This window comes from Providencia sp. PROV150, assembly GCF_028481025.1.
In the GTDB taxonomy this organism is placed as follows: Bacteria; Pseudomonadota; Gammaproteobacteria; order Enterobacterales; family Enterobacteriaceae; genus Providencia; species Providencia hangzhouensis.
The window spans coordinates 20,836-45,721 of sequence record NZ_JAMPPJ010000004.1 but is presented as its reverse complement, the minus strand read 5'-3'; the positions used below and the strand labels follow the sequence as shown (position 1 = coordinate 45,721).

Annotated in this window: 27 protein-coding genes; 14 read left to right on the top strand and 13 right to left on the bottom strand. The window is 36.1% G+C overall.

Annotated elements, in window-relative coordinates; translation table 11 throughout:
* Positions 1-422: 422 nt before the first annotated feature.
* The gene (gene yegS, locus PSE83_RS04245; protein ID WP_004253508.1) at positions 423-1,322 is read left to right on the top strand and encodes a lipid kinase YegS; all 900 of its coding nucleotides are present in this window, start codon (positions 423-425) and stop codon (positions 1,320-1,322) included.
* Positions 1,323-1,368: 46 nt separating this feature from the next.
* Here yegS and thiD read toward each other — a convergent pair whose 3' ends face one another.
* The 3 genes from thiD to PSE83_RS04230 all read right to left on the bottom strand — a co-directional run bounded on the left by thiD (position 1,369) and on the right by PSE83_RS04230 (position 4,752).
* Complete coding sequence (gene thiD / locus PSE83_RS04240) at positions 1,369-2,166, bottom strand: bifunctional hydroxymethylpyrimidine kinase/phosphomethylpyrimidine kinase (RefSeq protein WP_004253495.1); 798 nt, start codon at positions 2,164-2,166, stop codon at positions 1,369-1,371.
* 191 nt (positions 2,167-2,357) lie between these two features.
* Positions 2,358-3,224, bottom strand: a complete 867-nt coding sequence (locus PSE83_RS04235) for a YjjW family glycine radical enzyme activase (protein ID WP_036957647.1) — start codon at positions 3,222-3,224, stop codon at positions 2,358-2,360.
* On the bottom strand, positions 3,196-4,752 hold the full coding sequence (locus PSE83_RS04230) for a YjjI family glycine radical enzyme (protein WP_112308354.1): 1,557 nt from the start codon (positions 4,750-4,752) through the stop codon (positions 3,196-3,198). The genes PSE83_RS04235 and PSE83_RS04230 overlap by 29 nt, the downstream gene beginning before the upstream one ends.
* Positions 4,753-5,423: 671 nt before the next feature.
* On the opposite strand from PSE83_RS04230, the gene pagP reads away from it, so the two are divergent.
* A complete protein-coding gene (pagP, locus tag PSE83_RS04225) occupies positions 5,424-5,999 on the top strand; it encodes a lipid IV(A) palmitoyltransferase PagP (protein ID WP_004253487.1) in 576 nt (191 codons plus the stop codon).
* Positions 6,000-6,074: 75 nt separating this feature from the next.
* Here the strand turns inward: pagP and PSE83_RS04220 are convergent, their stop codons facing one another.
* Positions 6,075-7,451 (bottom strand): amino acid permease, encoded by a 1,377-nt coding sequence (locus tag PSE83_RS04220; protein WP_036957645.1) that lies wholly within the window; start codon positions 7,449-7,451, stop codon positions 6,075-6,077.
* A gap of 230 nt (positions 7,452-7,681) precedes the next feature.
* Complete coding sequence (mgrB, locus tag PSE83_RS04215) at positions 7,682-7,828, bottom strand: PhoP/PhoQ regulator MgrB (protein WP_004253482.1); 147 nt, start codon at positions 7,826-7,828, stop codon at positions 7,682-7,684.
* A 333-nt stretch (positions 7,829-8,161) separates the two neighbouring features.
* Between mgrB and PSE83_RS04210 the strand changes: the two genes are divergently transcribed.
* Together PSE83_RS04210 and yidA are read left to right on the top strand one after the other, a co-directional pair.
* The gene (locus PSE83_RS04210; RefSeq protein WP_004253477.1) at positions 8,162-8,545 is read left to right on the top strand and encodes a helix-turn-helix domain-containing protein; all 384 of its coding nucleotides are present in this window, start codon (positions 8,162-8,164) and stop codon (positions 8,543-8,545) included.
* A 226-nt stretch (positions 8,546-8,771) separates the two neighbouring features.
* On the top strand, positions 8,772-9,584 hold the full coding sequence (gene yidA / locus PSE83_RS04205; protein ID WP_004253474.1) for a sugar-phosphatase: 813 nt from the start codon (positions 8,772-8,774) through the stop codon (positions 9,582-9,584).
* A gap of 67 nt (positions 9,585-9,651) precedes the next feature.
* On the opposite strand, the gene yddG is transcribed toward yidA, so the two are convergent.
* Both yddG and PSE83_RS04195 read right to left on the bottom strand, forming a co-directional pair.
* On the bottom strand, positions 9,652-10,551 hold the full coding sequence (gene yddG / locus PSE83_RS04200) for an aromatic amino acid DMT transporter YddG (RefSeq protein ID WP_094960471.1): 900 nt from the start codon (positions 10,549-10,551) through the stop codon (positions 9,652-9,654).
* Between the two features lie 188 nt (positions 10,552-10,739).
* Positions 10,740-12,200: an alanine/glycine:cation symporter family protein gene (locus tag PSE83_RS04195; RefSeq protein ID WP_094960470.1), complete on the bottom strand. Its 1,461-nt coding sequence runs from the start codon at positions 12,198-12,200 to the stop codon at positions 10,740-10,742.
* A gap of 581 nt (positions 12,201-12,781) precedes the next feature.
* On the opposite strand from PSE83_RS04195, the gene PSE83_RS04190 reads away from it, so the two are divergent.
* Both PSE83_RS04190 and PSE83_RS04185 read left to right on the top strand, forming a co-directional pair.
* Positions 12,782-13,030: a DinI-like family protein gene (locus PSE83_RS04190; RefSeq protein ID WP_004253462.1), complete on the top strand. Its 249-nt coding sequence runs from the start codon at positions 12,782-12,784 to the stop codon at positions 13,028-13,030.
* 373 nt (positions 13,031-13,403) lie between these two features.
* Positions 13,404-13,775 (top strand): hypothetical protein, encoded by a 372-nt coding sequence (locus PSE83_RS04185; protein ID WP_036957640.1) that lies wholly within the window; start codon positions 13,404-13,406, stop codon positions 13,773-13,775.
* Between the two features lie 59 nt (positions 13,776-13,834).
* Here the strand turns inward: PSE83_RS04185 and PSE83_RS04180 are convergent, their stop codons facing one another.
* Positions 13,835-14,212, bottom strand: coding sequence for a hypothetical protein (locus tag PSE83_RS04180; protein WP_004253456.1), 378 nt, complete (start codon positions 14,210-14,212; stop codon positions 13,835-13,837).
* Between the two features lie 286 nt (positions 14,213-14,498).
* On the opposite strand from PSE83_RS04180, the gene PSE83_RS04175 reads away from it, so the two are divergent.
* Both PSE83_RS04175 and PSE83_RS04170 read left to right on the top strand, forming a co-directional pair.
* Entirely contained in the window at positions 14,499-14,723 is a 225-nt protein-coding gene (locus tag PSE83_RS04175; protein WP_094960468.1) for a hypothetical protein, read from the top strand.
* A 189-nt stretch (positions 14,724-14,912) separates the two neighbouring features.
* Positions 14,913-15,251, top strand: a complete 339-nt coding sequence (locus tag PSE83_RS04170; RefSeq protein WP_004253447.1) for a hypothetical protein — start codon at positions 14,913-14,915, stop codon at positions 15,249-15,251.
* A gap of 40 nt (positions 15,252-15,291) precedes the next feature.
* On the opposite strand, the gene PSE83_RS04165 is transcribed toward PSE83_RS04170, so the two are convergent.
* Positions 15,292-15,795 carry a DUF1543 domain-containing protein gene (locus PSE83_RS04165; RefSeq protein WP_004253444.1) on the bottom strand — a complete coding sequence of 168 codons (504 nt, stop codon included), beginning with the start codon at positions 15,793-15,795 and terminating at the stop codon, positions 15,292-15,294.
* 279 nt (positions 15,796-16,074) lie between these two features.
* On the opposite strand from PSE83_RS04165, the gene PSE83_RS04160 reads away from it, so the two are divergent.
* Complete coding sequence (locus PSE83_RS04160; protein ID WP_164565249.1) at positions 16,075-17,226, top strand: pyridoxal phosphate-dependent aminotransferase; 1,152 nt, start codon at positions 16,075-16,077, stop codon at positions 17,224-17,226.
* 43 nt (positions 17,227-17,269) lie between these two features.
* Here PSE83_RS04160 and PSE83_RS04155 read toward each other — a convergent pair whose 3' ends face one another.
* Complete coding sequence (locus PSE83_RS04155; RefSeq protein WP_004253438.1) at positions 17,270-17,614, bottom strand: DMT family protein; 345 nt, start codon at positions 17,612-17,614, stop codon at positions 17,270-17,272.
* A gap of 134 nt (positions 17,615-17,748) precedes the next feature.
* Here PSE83_RS04155 and PSE83_RS04150 point away from each other — a divergent pair, with 134 nt between their 5' ends.
* Both PSE83_RS04150 and PSE83_RS04145 read left to right on the top strand, forming a co-directional pair.
* Positions 17,749-18,240 (top strand): GNAT family N-acetyltransferase, encoded by a 492-nt coding sequence (locus PSE83_RS04150; protein WP_164565248.1) that lies wholly within the window; start codon positions 17,749-17,751, stop codon positions 18,238-18,240.
* An 85-nt stretch (positions 18,241-18,325) separates the two neighbouring features.
* Positions 18,326-19,108, top strand: a complete 783-nt coding sequence (locus tag PSE83_RS04145) for a class I SAM-dependent methyltransferase (RefSeq protein ID WP_153673356.1) — start codon at positions 18,326-18,328, stop codon at positions 19,106-19,108.
* Between the two features lie 46 nt (positions 19,109-19,154).
* Here the strand turns inward: PSE83_RS04145 and PSE83_RS04140 are convergent, their stop codons facing one another.
* Positions 19,155-19,493, bottom strand: coding sequence for a hypothetical protein (locus PSE83_RS04140; protein ID WP_226616956.1), 339 nt, complete (start codon positions 19,491-19,493; stop codon positions 19,155-19,157).
* Positions 19,494-19,704: 211 nt separating this feature from the next.
* On the bottom strand, positions 19,705-20,043 hold the full coding sequence (locus tag PSE83_RS04135) for a GlpM family protein (RefSeq protein WP_004253427.1): 339 nt from the start codon (positions 20,041-20,043) through the stop codon (positions 19,705-19,707).
* Between the two features lie 357 nt (positions 20,044-20,400).
* Between PSE83_RS04135 and PSE83_RS04130 the strand changes: the two genes are divergently transcribed.
* On the top strand, positions 20,401-22,053 hold the full coding sequence (locus tag PSE83_RS04130; RefSeq protein ID WP_272660675.1) for a methyl-accepting chemotaxis protein: 1,653 nt from the start codon (positions 20,401-20,403) through the stop codon (positions 22,051-22,053).
* A gap of 207 nt (positions 22,054-22,260) precedes the next feature.
* Positions 22,261-23,103 carry an MBL fold metallo-hydrolase gene (locus tag PSE83_RS04125; protein WP_036957636.1) on the top strand — a complete coding sequence of 281 codons (843 nt, stop codon included), beginning with the start codon at positions 22,261-22,263 and terminating at the stop codon, positions 23,101-23,103.
* Positions 23,104-23,194: 91 nt separating this feature from the next.
* On the opposite strand, the gene PSE83_RS04120 is transcribed toward PSE83_RS04125, so the two are convergent.
* Positions 23,195-23,584, bottom strand: a complete 390-nt coding sequence (locus PSE83_RS04120) for a nuclear transport factor 2 family protein (protein WP_004253422.1) — start codon at positions 23,582-23,584, stop codon at positions 23,195-23,197.
* 829 nt (positions 23,585-24,413) lie between these two features.
* Between PSE83_RS04120 and PSE83_RS04115 the strand changes: the two genes are divergently transcribed.
* On the top strand, positions 24,414-24,623 hold the full coding sequence (locus tag PSE83_RS04115) for a hypothetical protein (protein ID WP_004253420.1): 210 nt from the start codon (positions 24,414-24,416) through the stop codon (positions 24,621-24,623).
* Positions 24,624-24,886: the final 263 nt, after the last annotated feature.

Sequence of the window (24,886 nt, the reverse complement as noted above, 5' to 3'; positions counted from 1 at the left end):
CCAAAATCTCATCGTTTAACGTTTTGATATTTTGGCTTTTTTTTATCTATAATATGATATTATTTCACTTTATATGCTTTTTCTTATATGAGAATCATTCGCGTTATTGACATTTACATTGAAAAGTGCACTGAATATCCAATTTTATGCAACAGATCACATCAATTGGCTATTCAATATCGTATAGTCACTCTTGAAAACGAAGAACTAGAAAGTCATAAAATAAGACTAGGAACCACCTCCTTGGCTGGCTCAATCTCCCTTGAGCTAGCCATTTCTTTTATCTGCAATTTCTATTTCATTTCTCTTGTTAACGCTATTACTGTAAAAAATCTAAAATAAGCTCATCAATATCTTATAAATCCATTTATACTCATTTTAACGAATATTTGCCATATGTTAAGCCGAATGGATGGGTATATATGAATCAATATCAGTCAGCCATGATTATCCTTAATGGTAAACAAGCCAATCACGCTGAGCTGCGAAAGGCCATTACTCACTTACGTAATGAAGGCCATCAAATTCAAGTCCGTATTCCGTGGGAATTGGATGATACTTATTATTTTATTTCTCAGGCAATAAAACACGGCGTTGATACCATCATTGCCGCAGGAGGTGACGGCACAGTGAATGCGGTTGCCAGTACCTTGATGAAGTTCCCGAGTGACTCTCGCCCTACTTTAGGAATTCTCCCGATGGGAACGGCAAATGATTTTGCCACCAGCGCGAATATTCCACTGGATATTGAAGCCGCCCTTGCTCTCTCATTAAAAGGTAAAGCAGTTCCCATTGATATTGCGCAAGTCAATAAGCAATATTATTTTCTCAATATGGCGACTGGCGGCTTTGGGACGCGCATTACCACCGAAACGCCTGAAGCACTGAAATCAGCATTGGGCGGTGCCGCTTACGTGATAAATGGCTTACTGCGCCCTGATACGCTGAAAACGGATATTTGCCGCATTGAGGGTGAAAACTTTAGTTGGGAAGGTGAAACGTTGGTCATCGCTGTCGGAAACGGCCGCCAAGCGGGCGGAGGGCAACAACTGACACCGCAAGCACTGATTAATGATGGCGCATTAAATTTACTGATTATTCCTGCAAGGGATGTCATACCCGCATTTTTAGCAAACCTATTTTCAGACGATAAAAACGAGCACTTGGTCGAAAGGCAATTATCATGGGTAAAAATTTCATCTCCTCACGATATGATCTTAAACCTTGATGGTGAGCCATTATCGGGAGATACCTTTACGTTCGCAGTGCAGCCGAATGCTATTCAGTGCCGGTTGCCGCCTCAATGTAACTTATTAGCTTAAAATATAACGAGAAAGCCCTAGTGTTCGGGCTTTCAATCATTACAGGCTACCACCATGCATGGAAGTGGTGTACTGGGCCAATCCCCTTGCCAACTTCTAAACTGTCCGCTTGCTCTAACGCAGCTTGTAAATAGGCTTTAGCCTGCGTAACCGCTTCTTGCCAATCAGAGCAACGAGGGCGCAGAGCAGCCAAAGCCGCTGACAAAGTACACCCAGTACCATGGGTATTTTTAGTATTTACGCGAATAGAGGTAAAGCGCCATTCACCTTCAGGTGTGATTAACCAATCAGGGCTTTCAGCATCACTTAGGTGCCCGCCTTTCATCAACACCGCTTGACAACCTTTTTCAAGTAATTTATACCCCTGAGTCAACATTTGGCTTTCTGTTTGTGCAACTTTTTCGTCTAGTAATACCGCGGCTTCAGGGAGATTCGGTGTAATTATAGAAACGAGGGGCAATAATTGTTGGCGCAGTGCATCAACCGCATCGGGTAATAGTAACGGGTCGCCACTTTTAGCCACCATTACAGTATCCAATACCACATACGGAATAGGATATTGCTTCAGCGCCTTCGCCACAACTGCGATATTACTTTGGTTAAATAACATGCCGATTTTTGCGCTATCAATTCGCACATCACTGAGAACAGAGTCTAATTGTGCCGCCACAAATTCAGGGGGTAAGTCTTGGACGGATTGCACGCCTCGGGTATTTTGAGCCACCAATGCCGTCATCACACTCGTACCATAAGCCTCTAACGCAGAGAAAGTTTTTAAATCCGCCTGAATACCCGCCCCACCCGATGGGTCTGTTCCGGCTATAGTTAACGCATTGATCCTCATGAGTGATTCCCCTTTTCGGCTAAAGCATTTGAATAGATTGATAAGCGAGGTTTACTGAAATCATTTTAAATCAAACAATAAAACCGCTTTGATTGTCTCATATCATTTAACAAATACCAGCGGTTAGTGAATGAATTTTAATGACTTAGATAAAAAGGGGAAATATATTACACAGGAAAAATTAGCGTGACTTATAAGTACACATTAGGCAAATGAATGTTACCGACACCTCGCTGTTTTAATAGCTGGGCAAATGTCTCTACTTCCGTTTGGGTTGCCGCAGGCCAGTTAGCCGCTTCATTTTTTACGCCATGTTGCTGAAAAGCATTAACTTTTATTCGTGTGTTTGCAGGAAGTTGATTTAAGAAATCAGCCAGTTTATCAATATGTTCTAGATAATCTGTTTGCTGAGGAATATATAATAAACGCAATTCATACAATTTCCCCGCTTGTGCCAGAAATTGAATTGATTGAAATACACGTTGGTTATCTTTCCCAGTTAATCTTAAGGCACACTCATCGCTCCATGATTTTAAGTCAATCATTACGCCATCAGTATACTCAATTACCTTACTCCACCCCGCAGAAGCAAGATGGCCATTACTGTCAATAAAGCAGGTTAAATGTTTCAGTTCAGGTGTGTCTTTAATCGCTTTAAATAATTCAATAATAAAAGGTAATTGTGTTGTTGCTTCCCCGCCACTAATGGTTATACCATTCAGAAAGACAACATTTTTTTTCAAGTCATTGATAGCATCATTAACACTTAACGACACTGTCATTGGGCTTGAATTCTTAGTGCACGTTTGTAAACAAGTGTCACAGAGCTGGCAGGCATCGCTATCCCATATAACCTTACCATCAACAAATGATAACCCATTGTGAGGACAGGTTAAAACGCAGTCCCCACAATGGTCACAGAGCGCCATGGTATATGGATTATGGCAATTCAAACAACGTAAATTGCAACCTTGCAAAAAGATAACATGTCGATTGCCCGGCCCATCTACGCAGGAAAAAGGAATAACCTTATTCAGCGTAGCGCATCGATTGCTCATTGCTGATGACTCGCTGCTGACGGGCTGTAATTTTACAGTTCTTAGTCGCTTCTTCACCTAACCAGGTAGTATTGCTTCTAGAACCTTGTTCTTTGTATTTTTCGATATCTGACAAACGCACCATATAGCCAGTGACACGGACTAAATCATTACTTGCCACGTTTGCGGTAAATTCGCGCATCCCACAACTAAACGCCCCTTTGCACAATTGCATTAATGCTTGCGGGTTTTGTTTAATCGTTTCATCGATGGTTAAAATGTCACTGATCCCAGATAAATAGTGTTTGTGATGAGGTGCAACGGCTTGAATATGCGACACAGGATCAGGCTCCTCACCATATGGAATACGAGCCCCCGGCGTCGTTCCTATGTCTGAGCTAATCCCAGATTGCGCATGAAGCATAGCTCGGTTTTTATAGCCATATTTAACCGGTGTTGTTTCAACAAAGTCTGCCAATTGTTCACTAATTTGATAAGACAATGGTAAAGCTGGTGAATTCGCTTGGTACTGGCCTTTCACGCCATCTTTTTCCATCAAGATATTCACGGCCTCAGCTAAACCATAAATACCAAACATCGGTGCAAAGCGTTCTGGCTCAATTAACCCCTCTTGAACAAGAAAACTGGTTTGGAAGAAATTAGATTCCTCATATAAAAATGCGCTACGTGTTTCAATGAGTTCCATTTGTAACTCACAATACTTTTTCAATTGCACATTTAAAAAATCAGCTGAATTTTGACTGCGTAACGCAACTTCGCGCAAATTAATACGAACTAAAGTGCTTCCGCCACCCGCAACAGGTAATGCATTATAACAACTGACAATACCGTAACCTTGTTTATCGAATGCCGCACTATGAACAATATCATTTGCAATATGTGGCTTACTACATTCACAAATATTCTCAATCGCTTGTAAGAAAAGTGACTCTGGTGTGCGTTGTGGATGATAGACAAATGTCAGGTTAGGTGCGACTTGTTTTAGTTCTGCATCAATACGTAAAATCAAACGGCAAATAACGTTGTCATCAGGCCCAATATTGGCATGCATAAAAGCATCAGGTAGAGTTCGGTCTAACTGCACCCAGAATCTTTTTAGTTTTGGATACAGTTGTTCTTCTGTCAACTCACCCACGTATGGCATGAGGACTTTATCTAAATACCCTAAAAACACAGGGAAATTGGTTACCGAAGGGACGTGGTGGTACAAAATCATCAGATGATTAAGGGCATCATCAAAGTCCTCAGCAGGGGCTAACTCTAAGTATTTTGAACCTTGCTTGAGGTATTTTACATAATCAGGCAATACATAACGTGGCTTATACGGTGCATTTCCTTCATACATATCACAAATAACACGTTCATTTAACGCATCCGCTAGGGGTTGGCTCATCGCAAGGTAAGGAATATTACTATCGGCCTCTATCGCTAAAAAATTGGCTTTTTGTTTTGGTGATAATATTTTGTCTGTAGCGATAGCCAAGCATTTTGCTTGATATTCAGTCAGTGGTTCTTGGCGTTTCATCATGGTGATGTTCCTTTGTTAGTTAGAAGCCAAGGTTACGCACAGCAATGTATATGCTATAAACCTTTAAGTACTCGCTCCTACCCGTGTTGACATGCAGCAGCTTATACCTGCCGCCTATAACACTCATTTCATCCCATTGAGACAAGTCATTATTTGACGTGCATCATACTTTTTAGATTTGTTTGCACGCTATTTTTCATAAATGTCTGCTCTATCAACATTACTAGTCGTAATCACCTAAATTGTTAAAAATATCTTTTTATTACAAAACGTTAAATACAACAATAATGAGTGACACAATGTTTTCTCTTATTCTTGATTAAAAAATTCTCTTTCATTTTTTCTTATCAAATAACGGCTTTATTAATAAGAAAATGAAATACCTTATCTATTATTATTGGTTATTTTTAGGAGGATTAGCCTATTCAATAACCAATCTGATAAGTTAACATCCAATTTATCTATCGGTTATCCTACTTAAAAACAGGCAAAATTAAACGGTTCTACCATGACCAGCCAATTATTATCCTTAACTATGTAATAAATACTGTTATATTCTGTACATCTTAATTAAAATAATTTCGCTCAAAATTATAATAATAATGCTAATCTGATAATCATTAGCGAGCTAATCATCATTTTTATATCTGCGATACAGAACTGGATTTACAATGAGAGTTTATAAAAACATACAGTTGGCCGTAGGTGCATCGCTACTCATGAGCGCCTCAATCTGCATATCATCGCCTGCCGTTGCACAAGAGCAATCAGCAAATTTATGGGATACATTTAAAAGTAATGTCAGTACCACATGGGACTCAGACAAATATGAGCTATACGTTCCCGCTGTGACTTGGCACAACCGTGCAATGTACGACAAGAAAAAAACAGATGAATATAACGAGCGCCCTTGGGGTCTGGGCTTTGGTAAATATCGTTATGATGAAGACAATGACTGGCATGCTATCTATGCAATGGCATTTAAAGATTCACATAATGATTGGGAGCCAATTGGTGGTTATGCATTCCAAAAAATGTGGATCCCAGGGGACATTGATGGTTTTCGCATGGGAGCTGGCTTCACTCTAAGTGTTACTGCCCGCAAGGATATGTACTATATTCCGATCCCAGCACCGCTTCCTCTGGTATCAGTGGAATATGACAAACTTTCGCTACAAGCCACTTATATTCCGGGAACTTATAATAACGGTAACGTATTATTCGCTTGGTTACGTTGGCAATGGTAATTTAAGTACTTCATTACTGTATAAAAAGGCCGGTGGGATATTCCCACCGACCTTTTTATTATCAGAAAATCAAATTTAGCTCAGCTGTTGGCTTTTAGCTAAATCTTGCTTTTTAGCCCCTGAGAACTGGTACCCAACCCATAGAACCGCTATCCATAATGGCATAATTAATACCGAGATACGTAAGCCGTCCATTGTCAGGATAATCCCTAAAATTAACAGCAAAAATGCTAAGCATAGATAGTTCCCAAATGGATACCAAATGCTTTTAAATTTCGTTTCAACACCTTGTTTGTTCATTGCCGCTCTGAACTTCAAATTTGAAACACAAATCATAATCCAGTTCAGAACTAACGTCGTCACAACCAATGACATTAATAATTCGAAAGCCTTACCTTCCATCACAAAGTTAATTAAAATCCCGCCAGAAGTCGCAATACCTGAAACTAATAAAGCCATGACTGGAACGCCACCTTTATTCACTTTTGCAAGAAATTTAGGTGCATTACTTTGTTGTGCCAAACCATACAACATACGGCTTGTCGCATAAGCCCCGCTGTTATAAACAGACAACGCAGCGATCAAAATGACAACGTTCAACGAATTAGCAACTAGTAAGTCCCCTAATTCGTGGAAAATTAATACAAATGGGCTTGTTTTGCCATCAAGGTCAACCCAAGGGTACAACGCTAACAATACAGCTAACGAACCAATATAAAAAATCAAGATACGGTACACAACTTGGTTTATCGCTTTTGGAATGCTTTTATCTGGGTCTTCTGCCTCTGCGGCCGTAATACCGACTAGCTCTAAGCCCCCAAATGAAAACATAATAATAGCCAAAGCCATTATTAGCCCATTAAAACCATTAGCAAAGAAACCGCCATACTCCCATAAGTTACTCACTTTCGCTTGTGAGCCACCATGACCGCTAAGTAGTAAGTAGCAACCAAAAATAATCATAGCTACGACAGCAATAACTTTAATCAATGCAAACCAGAATTCAGTTTCCCCATAAGAGCGAACATTAACCAAGTTAACGGCATTTACCGCAATAAAAAACACCGCGGCAGAAACCCATATCGGGAGCTCAGGCCACCAGTGTTGCATATATTTACCTGCGGCCGTCAGTTCTGTCATCCCAACAAGGATAAACATAACCCAGTAATTCCACCCTGAGAGGAAGCCCGCAAAACCACCCCAATACTTAAATGCAAAATGGCTAAATGAACCCGCGACCGGTTCCTGAACAATCATTTCTCCCAACTGGCGCATGATAAGAAAAGCAATAAACCCACACAATGCATAGCCAAGTAAAACTGATGGCCCTGCCATTTGTATGGTTGTTGCTATTCCGAGGAATAACCCTGTACCAACAGCGCCTCCCAAAGCAATCAATTGGATATGCCTATTTTTTAATCCCCGCTTTAGCGTCTGTTGCTGTTGCGCCATAACTTTACCCTTTCGTCCTCTTACTTGCTTTTTATCGCCCAAACTAATGATAATGACACAAGTTTATTTGAATTTTCTTATTAACACTACATTCTTCTGGCGCTGTTTTTACCCTATTCTACGAACCAGAAGCTGGTGCTATTAGTTATTTTTTTTCATCACATAACAAAATGATACCGCAGGATAGTTACCCCAACTCAATATCATGGATTGTGCATTAAAAAGCAAATTCAAAATGGTAACAAGTCAGTTACACGACAAATACCAAAAATAAAGTCCTCTCCACCTTGGTCGCACAGGCTATCCATCGCTAAAAGATAGAGAAAAATACAGGCCAAGATTGCACTTATAACAATAATTAATTTACGACCAAACACCGATAATTCCTTCATATTTCTATGATGATTTTATTTTTCAAATGATTACAATACTAAGGTACTGCCATTTTATGATTGATATCACTTATGGCATTGCACGTAATGCGTTTATAAAATAAATGGTACTCTAATTTCGAGCCTTAAATTTGAGGAAAATATGCAATTGACCTCTTTTTACAAAAATTTCGCTCATTTTAGGTGCTATTGGCCATTAACTTATTCTGATTGTGCTTTTTTTATCCTAAAAATAGGAAATACCGCACAAGCAGCCTTTGTCATGATGAAATGAAGTTGTGTATACTTCTGCTACCGTAAAACTAGAAAACATTTGAGATGCCACAAGATAACCACTTAGCACTTGTTTATGCTTTGAGTAAATGGATAGAAGAACACTTAGGGCGCGTGATCCACTTAGAAGAGCTCGCGGCTTATTCAGGCTATTCACTTTGGCATATGCAAAAAATTTTTAAAGAAGTCACAGGGATTTCACTGGGTAAATACATCCGCCAACGCCGTCTTGCTGGTGCGGTTAACTTACTGCGCAACAGCAACCAGTCTATTTTCGATATCGCACTGGATTTTGGTTTTGGGTCACAGTCCCACTTTACCTATATGTTTCGTAAGGAATATGGCATTACGCCATTTGATTTTAGACAGAATGACCAAATCCAATTAGATGTTAAGCAACCGCTTCATTTGATTCATAATTATGAGTGAGAATATTTTAGCCGCATTAATCTATTGATTCACACACTAATGCTATAAAACATTGTCATTTCAACCTTTGACTATTGAACAGAGTTCCTGCGTTATATTCTGTTCAATTTCACATCAAATACCCATTATTCTAGTACGCGTAAAAATTATAACTATTTGTATAATTTACATTCCGAATAATTGGAGTAAGGTATTGGCAGAAAGCACGAATTTTAGGAGGCATTGGATGTCAATCAAACTGGTCGCCATTGATTTAGATGGCACATTACTTAACTCCCAACACCAAATATCTCCCGTAGTAAAAGAGGCCATCACACAAGCTAAGCAAAAAGGTGTCCATATTATTTTAGCCTCCGGTAGGCCATTTTCGGGTATATCCCCCTACCTGCGGGAATTAGATTTAAATACAGCGGATAACTACTGTATTAGTAATAATGGTAGTGTCATTCACCAAGCCAATGATGGCAGTCATCTGGCAGAAAATTTGTTAGATTTCGCTGACTTCCAATATTTTGAGGAACTGGCTAGAAATGTCGGGGTCCACATGCATGCTCTTGCGGATAACAGCATGTTCACGGCAAACCGCCATATTAGTCACTATACGGTGGCAGATGCTTATCTAACCCACACTCCGCTTATCTATTGCCCCGTTAATGAAATGGACTCTTCTCTGGAATTTACTAAGTTTATGATAATTGACCATCCAGAAAAATTAGATATGGGTATCAGCTATATTCCAGAGAATGTCTTTGATAATTACTCTTTAACTCGAACAAGCCCATATTTCCTTGAGGTATCAAATAAAACCTCAAGTAAAGGCGCTGCGTTAGAATGTATCTGTGAAAAACTAGGCATTACACCGGATAAAGTCATGAGTATTGGAGACCAAAACAATGATATCCAAATGCTGCAATACGCCAGTGTTTCTGTCGCAATGGGCAATGCTTTAGAGCCAATTCGCCAAATGGTTAAATTTGTCACCACAACCAATGATGAAGATGGTGTTGCCGTCGCCATTAATAAGTTTATTAATGTATAAGTCCGCAAAAAATTTCACTTCAGTATATTTTCCGTTGCAGCGCTTACACCAGTATGCGCTGCCATTTTTAACCGTGTATTGGTTTTTGCCTAGTCGCTAAAAAGCAAATCACCGACCCCATTGTCACCATTAACACACCTTGCCAAAAACTTAACGTTAATGCAGTACTTAACAACATAGACGCGAATGCTGTCGATATAACTGGAGTGAAATAAGAAAGCGTCCCTAGAAAAGCCACATTGCCCTTGATAACCGCAAATGTCCATAATGCATTCGCCCCACCAGTCGCAATAGAGGCAACGAGTAATAACAACAGGCTTTCGCTATTGATAATAAACGCTGTTGGCGTACTAAAAAAATACAAAATCCATAACCCAATAGAAGTCATGATGAAAAATAATACCATGCCATTGTGACCACCAGAAATACGCTTGGTAACATTACTATAAAATGACCAAACAATGGCTCCAATAAAAGCTAAAAAATAACAAAGGGGATTACTTTGTATATTTGCCAAAATAGTTTGCACCGACAATGGCTGATTGCCTGAAATTACCCAGATCAACCCCATAAAAGCTAAAACCAACCCTAATCCTAATAATAAAGTGAAACGCTGGCGGTTAAAAAACACAGCAAGTGCGATAGTAAAACTTGGCCACAAATAATTCACCATACCAAGTTCAATAGCTTGTTGCCGGTTATTAGCTAATCCTAACGCCAAAACAAAACAGATTTCATAGCTAACAAATAATACCGTTCCCCAAAGCAAATAGCGTTTAGGATATTTCGTTATTTTTGGTATCCCCATAACGAGTACCAATACAAGCGAACCGACTGTATACACTAATGCAGCACCACCCACAGGCCCAAAGTTTTCACTTACACTACGGATCAGCCCTACCATTGTGCTCCACAACAAGATTGATATAACCCCATACAGCGTTGCGGCATACTGATTCAATTTCATAATTTTCTCAGCTATTTAGTTTCGAAATTGGTATTTATTGTAATAATACATTTATTTTATCACCTTAAAAAACCTTATAGCTCAAATAATTATAATGTAAGCGCTTATTCTTATTACGCATTGATAATATTTCATAAAAAAAATTCTCAGGCTATCACCTAAGAATTTTATGCTTAAAATGTTTTGTATTAGCGAGATGTTTCTTTCTCAACCCACTTATCAACTTCTTCTTTTTCCCATATCCCTTCCTCAAACTGTTTCTTTAATTCAGGGTGTTGATTGATATCAAAAGTCGGTATTTTGCCTGCAACTAACTGCTGGTTATAATCTTTAGCAAGTTTGAAAGCGATACCCGATAATAAAAGGATCGCAATTAGATTAGTTATCGCCATTAAGCCCATCGATAAGTCTGCGAGTTTCCAAATAAATGGCATTTCAGCGAGCGCACCAAACATCACCATACCCAACGCAGCTAAACGGAAAATAAATAACCCAGCCGTATGATTATTCTCTAGAAAAATCATATTACTTTCGGCATAAGCATAATTAGCAATGATTGATGTAAATGCAAAAAAGAAGATAGCAATTGCAATGAACGTACTTCCCCAGCTGCCAACAGCAGAAGAAAGAGCAAGCTGTGTCAATTCAATCCCATTAATGTTATCCATTCCACTTTCTAGAACGCCAGATGATAAAATAATAATGGCGGTCGCACTGCAAATAACGATGGTGTCCATAAATACACCAAGCATCTGTACATACCCTTGAGACGCAGGATGTGGTGGATAAGGTGCCGCAGATGCCGCTGCATTTGGTGCAGACCCCATCCCAGCTTCGTTAGAGAATAACCCCCGTTGAATTCCTTGTGTCATTGCCTGGGCAACACCATAACCGACAGCCCCACCGGCTGCCTCTTGCAAACCAAATGCATTTCGGATTATCAGCATAAAAACTTCAGGTAATCGTTCAATATGGTGCCCAACAACCCAAAAAGCTAATAGCAAATAAGCTAACGCCATAACTGGAACAACTAATTCAGCAACTTTCGCAATGGATTTCAATCCACCAAAAATAATAACTCCGCTTAATAAAACTAAGCCAATGCCAACATAAATTGGATTGAAATCAAAGGCGACTGCGGTTGCTTGAGCAATAGAATTAGCTTGTACTGCATTAAATACTAAACCAAAGGCAATAATCAGGAAAATGGAAAATAATACGCCCATCCAGCGTTGGTTTAAGCCTTTTTGCATATAATATGAAGGCCCACCTCGATAGTTTCCTTTATCATCTTTGGTTTTGTATAACTGTGCGAGAGTACACTCAATAAAAGACGTAGCCATTCCGAGTACAGCGACGACCCACATCCAAAAAATAGCACCTGGCCCACCTGCTGTTAGCGCAATTGCAACTCCGGTTAAATTTCCTGTGCCGACCCTAGCGGCTAAACTTGTACATAATGCCTGAAAAGATGAGATACCCGCACTATCGGACTGTTTACTATTTTTTAAGACACTAAACATATGGCCAAAATGCCTAATTTGAATAAACCCTGACCGAAGAGTAAAATACAGGCCGGCACCCAGTAATAAATAAATAAGTAAAGAACCCCAAATAAAATTAGTTAATGAGTTTATAAATTCTATCAAATTACACTCCTTTTTTATTAGAACGATTAATAAATAATTAATCGAAAATCAAAACCTCACATTTAAAATATAACTCCAGAAAAAGGAGTTCAGCTTACAAAAGCTAAATCATCTTAATATGATTATCAGAAATTATATTTTTTTATCTTTAATGTAAATTGATTTTCGCTTGAACAATCATTAACTACATTACGTTTTAATAAAAACAAGTTAGACATTTACAAAAAAAGACATGTAACATATTGAAAAATATAAGCATGATAAAATCATTTATTATTTAACAAAAAACCAATCAAATGATTGAATTATAGTATTTATTTTAATCAAATAGTCACTTAAACAAATAAAAGCCTATTATTTATTTCACATCGTCAATTTTAATTAGCTTATCCTCTAACTAAAACATTTATCATATTAACTATATTTAACTCACTTGCTATTTGGAATATTGACTCAATGAATAACGTTAATTCACAGCGCCAAAATAAATCAAATTGCAATCATCATAATTAGATTATTGCTTATGCTTTCACTTAACAATAAACTGAGCTTAATTAAATTTATAAACAAGAGGTTAACGCATGGAAATTAATATTAAGTTATCTGATGACCCACTTTCTCAGCTCCCTGAAAAATCATATGAATCCTTCATTGCAGAACTGAAAGCTCGCGTTTTAGAAGTCTACCCTGGTAGTTATCTATTGATTACTCATGATAATGGCCCAACAACCTTTCAAACTAAAGGCTTTCATGATGATAACGAAGCACATATTGTTTTACATGAACTTGTCGAAGATGTATTAAAACATGGTCATTGGTTAAAACAATAAGCTCTCTGTGAGGTTATGAATAGAACCAGCAGTGGTCTGCATGATCGCTAGCTGGTTGTTTTAACTCTCCTATATTTCAATAACGCTCTTCCAATATTTATCCAAACTCTGATCAAGATCATACTTAATCTTAACTTTCACCAAAATAAGTGGAAATCGCTTTACCTCACACCGTTATATGGTAATTTATATAACGTAATTTTCATTTACATTGCTTTTGCTAATTATAGCGGCCAGTATTTATACTGGCTCTTTTTTATGAAATCATGCTAAAACCCATTCGACATCCCCCGTTTTAGGTCTAATCTGCTATAGTATTTCTCTAATACCAGATAGAGTTATTATTCATTGTGTGCAAAATAGAGGTATGACTATGAAGCGTTTATTACTGGCTTTTTGCCTGGCCCCAGCCCTTGTTATGGCTGATAATGCCCCATTAAATATTAGTGAGATAGCCAACGATTATTGTGAAATCACAGGTCAAGCACTAAGTGAAGCATACAGCACTGACAAAACTAGCAGTGAATTAACCCAAGAAACCATTGCTAAACTGAAAAGTGAAAATGTCGATCTCAAGCAATTAGCCACTGTTGAGTCAGACCTCCGCAAAAATCTAACTTCAGCGATTGATACCGTACGTAGCAATAAATCTAAATTTGCTAATGAAGCTGACTTCAATAAATCATTAAATGATTCTGTTTCAGCTTGTAAAATTCAAACTGAACTTCTTTTGAATAAATCTTAATCATTTAATTTTTCTAGAAAACAAAAAAGCGCTCAACTTTTACTTTGAGCGCTTTTTTATCAATTAGCTTGTTTTTTAACACACAACTGTTCAATGGAAAATTTTAACTCCGGTGTTTCACTAATAATCAGCTGCCCATGCTCAGAGAAACTCCCTTCCTTAACAATCACATTCGCAACAAATGGCAGAGCGTCTTCTTGGGAAGATAAATGGTATAAGCCACAAACTCGATAACTCTCCCCTTCCTTAAACTCATTTTTTTGTACTATTTCAACATCACTAAACTCAACTGCTGATGAGTTGCCGAATTTCTTTTCCACCAAGCTTTGTGCTTCATTTTTAACATCTGAATCACCAATACTCGTATAAGAATGGTATGCAAATACTCCTAAAGCCAATAGCAGTACAATCAGTAATTTTGTTTTTATACGCTTCAACGCATCACCCTTTCTACTTTATGATAAATCGAACTAGTATAAATGGATTATATCAGTTTGAATAAACAATTTGAGCTTTTGGCTCTACTATTTGATATTCCCCCTAACCAATTGCTATTTTCTCATAAAACTCGAACTTTAATATTGAAAACTATTCTAAAACCTTCCTATCACTATTGATTCAATTTATATCTATTAACTTAACATTAATAAAAAAAACATTTTTTATTTTGTTAGCTAGTTTTATACTAACCTCTATACTATTAGGCTAATTTAATCTATTTTTATGAAAGAAAAGATCGTTAAAAATCTCGTTAACTTAACTCATGGCAATAACAATGATGTTAAAATAGCTGCAATAAATGCATTAGGTGATTATATTTGTTCAATTGAACAAGAAGCCGCCATCGATAGACTGTTAGTATTATGTGATGATTATAATAAAGATATTGCCGTTGCATCAATTATATCAATCAGTAAACTCGCTAAGTTTTTCAATGAAAAACAATAAAACAAAACCAACAGAGAATTATAATTTAACCTCACTCTCATTTCATTAACAAACTATTTTCATTGTGAAGAAATAATGAATATAAAGTGATTAAATTATGGTTTATTCATTTAGATAAGTAAATGTAATTGAATTACATAATTAGAATGGCAGAATGATAATTAATAAATATTCTAAAGGAGATATCACATGAATATATTAAAGCCATTAATTCTTAGTGCAAGTTTAATCGCTATCAGTTTTTCAACATTTGCTTACCCAGGGGATGGGAATGGTTCATGGCACCGTGGTGGGTACCAAAATCAACACCAATATAATGATAGACCTTGTGATAATTATCGTCACTCTAATTATGCAAATCGTCACCGTGGTATGATGCAATATTCAACATCAATTCAAACAGCTCAGCCAGATGAAACACTGAAAAAAATTGCTGCAGATGCTCCTAAAGGAGAAAATGGTAAACAATATATGGTTAAAGTTGCAGTTGTAGAAATTACGCCTAATACCCCTGTACAAGGTCAGTAATTTTTACCAAGGGTAGAATAACACTACCCTTGGTATTATTTTATATTCCGATTGGCTGGTAACCTTGCCACTGAGGAATAAAGTGATTTCCATTTTTATTTTCAGTTAGATGTATATAAAAATCACCAACTTGTTGTAGTAATAAGCAATCATCCACATCTTTCAAATTATCTTTATGTTGTTGCTGACTATTTGTTAATAGCGCCTGAAGTGCTTTTTGTTTAGCCTCATGTGCAGTTTTAGCAACGAATAAATCAAACTCGTGTAATTCCGCAAGGTTGCTTGGAATATATCCACCTACATTAACAAAATAAAGGCGATATTCACTTGTTGAGGGTTCTTTTCGTAATTCTATTTCAAACCCATCGGCCCAATTAATCACTGCATAACCATCAATATGGATCTTGTCTTTATCACCAAACCAATTTTCTCTTAATGTCGGCCAAGCATCTGTAGGTTGCTCTGCTGCCACAAACTGAACATCATGTACTTCAATATTAGATTTACCTGCGTTACCACCCACATAAAACATGTATAGCTTCATTATTGTTCCTATTATAGCCAAATAATCATCATATAAATTATTATATAACGAATTTAATTCATAGCACAATTACTTATTATTCTAGTCACTCCCGAGTTAAAAAATTTTATCTTTTAATATCAATTAAATAGATAATATTAAATTTCCTATGCAATGATTTGAAATAGTTAACCCAAACAATCAAATGAATAAAAAGTCATTTTATCTATATAATTATTTACTTTGAGATAATTATGAGTAATCTAATACATTCAAAAATAATAATTTCAGGGAATAACTATGGATCGTCGTTCATTTCTTAAATCCAGCTCATTAGTGGCTGGTGGGCTTGCGCTTAATTCATTGTTTAATCATGCGGTTGCACAAAATAGTAACATTGTCTTACCGAGTGAAAAACACCCATTACTATTGAATTTCAATGAAAACTCATTAGGGATGTCCGAAAAGGCTAAAGAAGCTATCATTAAAGCATTACCTAATGCATTCCGCTACCCTGATGATGCTCGTGCTGAATTACAGCAGAATATTGGTGAGCTCTACAGTTTATCCGATAAGAACATTAGTATAGGCAATGGTTCATCTGAAACCATTCAAGCCACTGTCGCGATGTTGGCAAATAAAGCGAAGAAACGCGGTATCAATATTCAGCTTGTCACACCTGACCCAACATTCAATTATGCGGAGCTATACTCCCTACCATTAGGGGTGACGATAACGAAAATTCCTTTAAAAACCGATTTATCATTTGACTTAGCAAAAATGGAACAAGCCGCTAATGACTTTGATGGTTTATCAATGGTCTATATTTGTAACCCAAATAATCCGACGGCAATGATCACGCCTTATAGCCAGCTTGATAAGTGGCTGAGTAAAGACTCTGACAACACATTTTTTATCGTTGATGAAGCTTACGCTGAATTTGTTGAAGACCCGAACTTTACAAGTGCTATTGAATTAGTCAAAAAAGGTCAAAACAACCTGATTGTCACACGTACCTTCTCTAAAATTTTTGCCTTAGCAGGCTTAAGAGTCGGCTATGGGGTCGCAACTCCCGAAATTATTGCTGCTGTAGATACGTTTTTATCTATTGATAATACTAATACAGCAGGTGCGGTTGCTGCGATTGCATCACTAAAGGATAAATCATTTATTCAATACAGCCTAAAATCCAACGATATATCGAGAAAAATCGTAGAAAAAGCATTAAACGAAATCGGGCTGGAATATGCTCCATCACAGGCTAATTTTATTTTCCATAAAGTTAAAGGGGACGTAAAAACCTATCAACAACGTATGGCTGATGCTCATGTCATGGTAGGTCGTGAATTTCCACCAGCGGTTGGCTGGAATAGATTAACGCTAGGAACCCCCGAGGAAATGCAGCAATTTGTTGTAATACTGAAACAATTCCATGAAAAAGGATGGGTATAAATTAAGTCAAATCCAAAAAGAGCAGCTCAAACTGCTCTTTTTGTTAAAATGGCCCCTTAAATATAAAAAAGGCCCCCGCAAAAATGAGAATAAAACCTATTAAATGATTAATGGTAAAACTTTCACCTAAATACAACACCGAAAAAAGAACAAAAACACAGAGTGTTATCACCTCTTGCATTGTTTTTAATTCAGCTGCACTGTAGTACTGATGCCCTAACCGATTAGCTGGCACCGCAAAACAGTATTCAACCAATGCAATTAACCAGCTAAAGAAAATAACAACATACAGTGGCTTTGTTGTAAATTTTAAATGCCCATACCAAGCAAACATCATAAATACATTTGAAATAACAAGTAAAAATACTGGATAAAGTTTAGTTAACATACTGATTCAATAGACAAAGAATAAATAACCGATATTATGGGGTTAGAAGTAACACATTACAATGTGCTCCCACAAATCCCGCTACTCTTCATATTATAAATTTAAACGTATTTAGCAATCATTACGAGGGAATAATGAATATTAAATATGAATTAATGACACAATCAGATTGTCCTGCTGTGGCTCAATTATTGCAATCTAATTCTGAATCCCAACAAGGTGGGTTACTCGGTGAATATCCTCAAGCTAAAGTCAACGCTATGTTTTCAGGGAGTCTAACTACTGTTATAGCCAGAGATGGAAATAAAATTATCGCAGTCGTATTTAGCTTTGATCCTCATTCTTCATCCCTACCCGCTATAGCACATTTGATCATTAAGCAGCATACGGAAATTATACAGAATAATTGGTTCTATGGCCCTGTTTGTATTGATAGAAATTATAGAGGAAAAAATATTCTAAAGAGCCTTTTTGATAGCGTTTGTTCGTATAACCAAGGAAAGCCTATTGCATTTATCAATGCAGATAATCTTAGGTCCCTTTTTGCACATAAGAAGATAGGAATGAGTAATGTCACTAATTTTGAATTTAATGGCACCTCATATCATTTAATGGTAGGAAATTAATTGTGTACTAACCGGTACATTTTTATTTCAATTTGCTCATTTTTTGCTACACTGTGACAAATTATTGTATGCAGAGGGTCTTTTTATGACAGATTTTATGAGTGCCAACCAAAAAGCATGGGATAAACAAGCAGAATCGCAACTTGCTTGGTCAACCCCCGTTGATTCCAAAACTATCAATGAAGCTAAAAAAGGAAAGTGGCAGGTTCATCTAACTCCAACTCCTGTTGATGACGCTTGGTTAGGTGATGTAAAAGATAAAAAAATTCTCTGCTTAGCCTCTGCTGGGGGACAGCAAGCTCCAGTACTCGCGGCCGCAGGGGCGAATGTGACTGTTTTTGACTTTTCTCAAAAACAGCTTGAGCAAGACAAAATGGTGGCAGAAAGGGATAATTTAACATTAGAGATTGTTCAAGGTGATATGCGCTCATTACACATGTTTGCGAATGAATCATTTGATATTATATTTCACCCTATTTCTAACCTGTATATTCCAGATGTTAACCCAGTCTGGCAAGAATGCTACCGTGTTTTAAAACCAAATGGACGACTGTTATCCAGTTTTTTTAATCCAGTTGTTTTCATTGGAGAACGTGATAAGCGATATGATGAGCAAGGTTTAATAAAACCAAGTCATACTATGCCGTACTCCGAGCTATCTACCCTATCAATAGAGCAAATAGCGCAAAAGCAAGCAAGGCGAGAAGCTTTTGTGTTCGGTCACTCATTAACAGATCTTATTGGGGGGCAAATAAAGGTAGGCTTTTATATCACTGGCTTTAAAGAAGACTGGCAACCTAATCCACGATTTGTCGTTGATAATTATCTGCCCACATTCCTAGCAACGATGGCAGTTAAAACAAATTAATATTATTGGTGCTCGTTTTGTTTGTCACTCAACGAGCTATATTAAATTAGCTTCTTTTACAATACCTGTCCCACACAGATTCAAATTGCTCTGCGGGAATAATATCATCTGTTTTTTCTACAAAAGGAATGGATATCATTACCTTGCCAGCTCTATTTTTATGGAGTCTAACGATAAACCTTTTATAGCCATGGGGTAATTCATTTTCAAAACCAAAGACTTCGCCACAATAATAGCCAGTTTCATCCCCCTCTTCACTTTTGGTCAATACATAGTATTGAACATTTTTATAATTTGCAGCTGAGGGGTAAGCAAGAAAATCTTCGACAGAACTTTTCACTCGACCTTCAGTATCTAACTCAGGATCAAGTTTAATTTCAGTCATAATTCCTGCAATATACGCGCAACCAGCAACTAATAATAATACCAAGGTTCTTAATAACATTTTAACTGTACAACTCAATGGAAAACACTGCTTATCATTATAGTTAATACTTAGATTTTTGCGACTATAGCCCATAAGGCTTAAGCTATCAGCTTATCGTGATAGTTTAGTTTTATCATTATTTACAGTTAATTATTTCTCCCTATGTTATTTATTGAGTGAGTTGCCATATATAAACCAATATTGCTGCTGTTATTATCCAAATAACAGTTGCAATACTTAAACTTCCCCAAGCCGTCATTTTCGTTGCTAGCAAATATACCGTTAATAAATACATTGCATAAGGGATGAGTGACCACAGCCCAAACAATGCCGTTTTTCTTAGTGCTTCTGTGCCTTGTTCTTGTACAACGATAACATGTGCAATTAATGCAAATGTAGGAAATAATGGAACTAAACCTGCAATATAGTAAATTTTACTACGCGAAAATAGTGCAATAATCAATACAGCTAAAGCGCCTAAAAGGCATTTAAAGAATAAAGAAAGCATACCGCACTCAAAGCCAAAGTTTTAAAGGTTGACTATTATTATCACAAATAATTCGTAAATTAACTGTATTCTAAGTAGCAATGTACAACAATTATTTCCTCCCATTCTCTCTCGATCAGTAAAACCCCTTAATTACTTTCAATTTTATGAGCTAAGTCAAATTGTTGGATATAAAGTATCCAGAGTTAGTGCCGATACATTCATTTAGTCCCTACGCCTGATGCTTCCGCGTGACTACATATAACTTTTTAGCTATTGGACAACTTCGATTTGCTCATGGTTAATCACGTTATGTTTAGAAGTCGTACTTAGTATGCGTGCAAACATACTACTCGATGGTATGAAAGGAAATAATCAATGATGTCTGGTAATTTAAAAAAAATTAATTTTAGTTCAGCTAAATTCTCTTTTTCTGGTTTTAAAACGACAACTCTAGTCTGGTTTATTTCAGGCCTGCTTATCGTCCTTCTTCTTTCAACCTGTTGGTTTTTCTTTAGTTCTTTAAAGCAATATCAAGAGACATTATCCAAACTCGACACTATTTATAATGAACAAACACAACTGAATAATACGTGGCAATCTTTATTACAAGCACGAAACACATTGAATCGCGCTAGCTCTCGTCATTTATTGGTTATCAATAAGATGAAAACATCAAACACTGACATAGATAGCCTCATCGAGTTTTATCATAAAAAAATAACAGAAACAGGAAACTATTGGGATGCATTCACATCCACCTCAATTTATAAAAACGGTGATGAATTTGCTGAACTAGAAAAATCATATAAAGAGTTATATGCTGCATTGAATGAACTTTCTGTATTTTTAGTTCAAGGAAAAACATATGACTTTTTAAACCAACCTACTCAAGGGTTTCAAGATACATTTGAGAAAAACTACGTTAATTATCATCAACAGTTAAATAGTAATTATCATGATATTGCTCTTGCAAGTGAGCAATTGTATAAGCAAAGTTTGATTGGCTTAATCGTTACTATCTCAATCGTTATCCTCGTGACTCTATTTATTCGATTTATTCTACAGCTTTTCTTTATTCGCCCACTAAACCAAGTTATTGATGGTATTGAGAAAGTTAGCCATGGCGTTCTATATCATACCTTTGATAACAAAGGTTTATATGAAATTAAATTACTTAAACAGCATGTATCTAATATGCAAAGTAAGCTGATTGATATCGTTAAAAATATCTATGACAACACTCATCATATAAAAGTTGAGCTTGGAGATATCACCCAGATGAATCACGACCTTTCTATTCGAGCAGATCAACAAGCCGCGGCAATTGTCGAAACCGCAGCCAGTGTCGAAGAACTCGATTCATCTTTTAAATTAAATACAGCTCACACTAACCAATCGTGCCAATTGATGTCAGAGACAAGTGTAACTATTGAAAAAAGCAATGAACTTATTTCTGATGTTGTAGAAAATATGGATGATATCGTCGATTTTTCAAAAGAAATAAGTAAAATAACTTCAACCATTGATAATATTGCTTTTCAAACTAATTTATTAGCATTGAATGCCGCTGTAGAAGCTGCCAGAGTGGGTGAACATGGCAAAGGGTTTGCGGTCGTCGCAAATGAAGTGCGCGAATTATCAATTAGTTGTACTCAAGCATCCAAAGAAATCAAGCTATTGATTAATAATTCAAATGATAAGATTAACCACTGTTTCCAATTAGCAGCGGATGCAAATGACAATATCGTTTCAATTGCACAAGACACATCTAATATCAATGAAATGATCCAAAGTGTTGCGCTTGCCTCAAATGAACAAACCCATGGGGTGAGTCAAATACATCTAGCAATCAATGAATTAGATAACACCACTCAAGCGAATGCAGCTATGACTCGTGAGTTGCAATCATCCTTAAAAGCTTTAGAAGCTCAATCAGATCTATTAGAAGATGTTATGTCTATTTTTCATACAGAGCCAACCAATCCCCATGAAACAGGTGATGAAATTCAACAAGAAGTGAATAAGTAAAATAATTTGCCTCGCAATGTATAAGCTTATATCGCAATTTATTTAGGAGGTTGGCTGTCGATAGTCGCCTCTGACCTTTTTTATAATTTTCTCGTATTCCTCTCATTTCCTCATTTTTTATAATTATATTTTATCGCCATTTAGTAATTTGTTACTGTTTATCTGATACAACAGATTACGATTACTTCTATTAAACATGAGCTCATGATGACAATAAAAATTACTGTTCTTGTAGATAATAATACCCTGATTGATAGTTATTTTTGTGGTGAACCCGGTGTTTGCTACTATATCGAAGCTGATGATAAAAAAATATTATTCGATACAGGTTATTCAGATATATTTATTGATAATGCGAATATTTTACATATTGATCTTGCCGATATTACTGACCTGGTGCTTTCTCACGGCCACAATGATCATACATGGGGCTTAGGTCACCTAATTCAACACTTTGACCGCCGTAACATTGAAGCACCTGAAACTAAACACTTGATATACCATCCGGATGCGCTAATTCCCAAAAAATTTCAATCTAAAGTCATCGGGACAAATACATCTAAAGACATTTTAGCTTCTTATTTTCATTGTATAGAAGCGACAAAACCATACTACCTTTCTGAAAATATAATTTTTTTAGGCCAAATTCCTAGACTCAATAGTTTTGAGGGAAAAGAGCCAATTGGTACTACACTCGACTTCAATCATAATATCATTGATGACTATGTGTTTGATGACTCAGCACTTGCAATTAAAACGTCTGAAGGCCTAATTGTAATAACGGGTTGCTCTCATTCTGGAATTTGTAATATTACTGAATATGCAAAGCATGTAACTGGCATAAATAATATTGTCACTGTCATAGGTGGGTTTCATTTACAGCAAGCATCAAAAGAAATTTTGGAAAAAACAGGTAATTACTTTAACCAGCAGGATATAAAATTTATACACCCATGCCACTGTACAGATCTCAACGCAAAAATACATTTGGCAAAATATGCACCAGTACAAGAAGTTGGTACTGGATTACAGTTAATTTACCCAAGTTAATATAAGATAGAATAAAAGTAAGGTAAAACCTTGTTTTAATATGGGTTTTACCTACAATAGTAGTATTCAGTATTGTACAAGCAATAAAGATTTAGGTTCTTGAGCCTAAATCTTCATCAGTATTATTACCTTTAACCATTCTTGTTAATTCTTCGCAACGGGTAATTTTTCCATCTTCTATTTGAAAACAAGCAAATACCTCAAATTCACTTACTGAACCATCTTTTTTAGTGGCTTTTGCCAGATGTTGAGTATGAACACATCCATCCCCCTCTGCGATAGATTTAATAGTAATAACAATCGACTCAGTGACTTCTTTCAATACCTGCAAATGTGTAATAAATTCATTAAAATCAATTTGTTTTCCATCAACAACTTGAATATATTTATCCGAAAAATACTGTTTAGCCACAGGCAATGAACCAATATTCTCACCCAATACCGCATTTAATGCTTGTATTACCCACTGTGCATTAGTCATCTTTTATCCCTTACATTAAAAAGATTATTTATAACTGTTATGGGAGTAATATTTTATATTTCAAGTCAAAACCGATTTAATTATCTTTTTAATTATATTCCTTTACTATACTTCAATAATTTCCCATTTGTCCGTGAGATAATCTATAAAATAATACTCGTTTTTACTCTTATTATGTTTTTGTATTCAGTCAAAACCTTACATTCATCTCGCTAACTTTAGTTTGATTTATGTATTATTCTCAATAAGTTAATCATAAGCATTAGATATCATGTAGTTACACTCACTTGGAATTAGGTTCTAAAAAAAGAAATTAATATTAAAAAACAATTAGTTGCTTAGTAATTTCAAACGCAAGCCCCCCTGTAAAACATTTATTTTAATTTTATGCTTACTCTGATTTGGATTAATCCTTAATCACTGGTATTATCTGATAGCCTATCTAAACAACAGGCACCTTATAACAATAACTATAAATATACATTTCCATTAGATACCCCTGCTTGCAGGGGCTTTTTTTGCTAAATGATGGCATACCTTAGAAACAACGCCCTTCAATAACCAGTGATATTTTCCTCATTTTGCTACCCACTAGATCTTATTGGATAAATCGGACGATTATTCAACGGAATAGGCATCTATCATGGATACTATAGGTGGTGACGTCTCCATAACTTAAACTTAAGTAATAAATCGTGAGAAATTTATATATTTATTATGATAATTTTAAGAACAATGACAGTTACAATTTTTAACTATTTGTAAAGGAAATAAACATGCAATTAGAGTAAATTAATTAATAATTATAATTTACATAAAAGGTACTTTTATGCGATTTAATCTAACTCAAGTAAATATATTAGAAGAAAATACAAAAGTTACAGGCTTGCATATAACTTTGATCGGTGACGACAACTCCACTCATACACTTAAAATGGATATCAAAGGGTTGGATACCATGAATATGAATTTAAGAGACATAGAAAAATATGCTATTAAACAACTTAAACATAGCTTTGAACATTGCTCTAATGGTTGAGGCTTATTACCTAGCTTAGGTAATAATAAGTTTTATTGCCATATAAATAAAATTTTTTACTATTCATCTAGGTCTTGAAGGATTTTGTATATTTCTTCCGCATAATTTTATGCAGCATATATTTCAATTATTTTCACCTGCATCAAAATAAATCACCCAACTTATATCAAATTTTCAATCAACTTCAACTTAACTCTTTATAATATTGAGTTCTGCATCGCTATCATGTTATCTCAATAGATTGTTTATATTTATTCTATTAT

Excerpts from the sequence above, each read along its gene's own strand:
- yegS (WP_004253508.1), top strand. The coding sequence starts at position 423 with ATGAATCAATATCAGTCAGCCATGATTATCCTTAATGGTAAACAAGCC.
- thiD (WP_004253495.1), bottom strand. The coding sequence starts at position 2,166 with ATGAGGATCAATGCGTTAACTATAGCCGGAACAGACCCATCGGGTGGG.
- PSE83_RS04235 (WP_036957647.1), bottom strand. The coding sequence starts at position 3,224 with ATGAGCAATCGATGCGCTACGCTGAATAAGGTTATTCCTTTTTCCTGC.
- PSE83_RS04230 (WP_112308354.1), bottom strand. The coding sequence starts at position 4,752 with ATGATGAAACGCCAAGAACCACTGACTGAATATCAAGCAAAATGCTTG.
- pagP (WP_004253487.1), top strand. The coding sequence starts at position 5,424 with ATGAGAGTTTATAAAAACATACAGTTGGCCGTAGGTGCATCGCTACTC.
- PSE83_RS04220 (WP_036957645.1), bottom strand. The coding sequence starts at position 7,451 with ATGGCGCAACAGCAACAGACGCTAAAGCGGGGATTAAAAAATAGGCAT.
- PSE83_RS04210 (WP_004253477.1), top strand. The coding sequence starts at position 8,162 with ATGCCACAAGATAACCACTTAGCACTTGTTTATGCTTTGAGTAAATGG.
- yidA (WP_004253474.1), top strand. The coding sequence starts at position 8,772 with ATGTCAATCAAACTGGTCGCCATTGATTTAGATGGCACATTACTTAAC.
- yddG (WP_094960471.1), bottom strand. The coding sequence starts at position 10,551 with ATGAAATTGAATCAGTATGCCGCAACGCTGTATGGGGTTATATCAATC.
- PSE83_RS04190 (WP_004253462.1), top strand. The coding sequence starts at position 12,782 with ATGGAAATTAATATTAAGTTATCTGATGACCCACTTTCTCAGCTCCCT.
- PSE83_RS04185 (WP_036957640.1), top strand. The coding sequence starts at position 13,404 with ATGAAGCGTTTATTACTGGCTTTTTGCCTGGCCCCAGCCCTTGTTATG.
- PSE83_RS04175 (WP_094960468.1), top strand. The coding sequence starts at position 14,499 with ATGAAAGAAAAGATCGTTAAAAATCTCGTTAACTTAACTCATGGCAAT.
- PSE83_RS04170 (WP_004253447.1), top strand. The coding sequence starts at position 14,913 with ATGAATATATTAAAGCCATTAATTCTTAGTGCAAGTTTAATCGCTATC.
- PSE83_RS04165 (WP_004253444.1), bottom strand. The coding sequence starts at position 15,795 with ATGAAGCTATACATGTTTTATGTGGGTGGTAACGCAGGTAAATCTAAT.
- PSE83_RS04160 (WP_164565249.1), top strand. The coding sequence starts at position 16,075 with ATGGATCGTCGTTCATTTCTTAAATCCAGCTCATTAGTGGCTGGTGGG.
- PSE83_RS04155 (WP_004253438.1), bottom strand. The coding sequence starts at position 17,614 with ATGTTAACTAAACTTTATCCAGTATTTTTACTTGTTATTTCAAATGTA.
- PSE83_RS04150 (WP_164565248.1), top strand. The coding sequence starts at position 17,749 with ATGAATATTAAATATGAATTAATGACACAATCAGATTGTCCTGCTGTG.
- PSE83_RS04145 (WP_153673356.1), top strand. The coding sequence starts at position 18,326 with ATGACAGATTTTATGAGTGCCAACCAAAAAGCATGGGATAAACAAGCA.
- PSE83_RS04140 (WP_226616956.1), bottom strand. The coding sequence starts at position 19,493 with ATGACTGAAATTAAACTTGATCCTGAGTTAGATACTGAAGGTCGAGTG.
- PSE83_RS04135 (WP_004253427.1), bottom strand. The coding sequence starts at position 20,043 with ATGCTTTCTTTATTCTTTAAATGCCTTTTAGGCGCTTTAGCTGTATTG.
- PSE83_RS04130 (WP_272660675.1), top strand. The coding sequence starts at position 20,401 with ATGATGTCTGGTAATTTAAAAAAAATTAATTTTAGTTCAGCTAAATTC.
- PSE83_RS04125 (WP_036957636.1), top strand. The coding sequence starts at position 22,261 with ATGACAATAAAAATTACTGTTCTTGTAGATAATAATACCCTGATTGAT.
- PSE83_RS04120 (WP_004253422.1), bottom strand. The coding sequence starts at position 23,584 with ATGACTAATGCACAGTGGGTAATACAAGCATTAAATGCGGTATTGGGT.
- PSE83_RS04115 (WP_004253420.1), top strand. The coding sequence starts at position 24,414 with ATGCGATTTAATCTAACTCAAGTAAATATATTAGAAGAAAATACAAAA.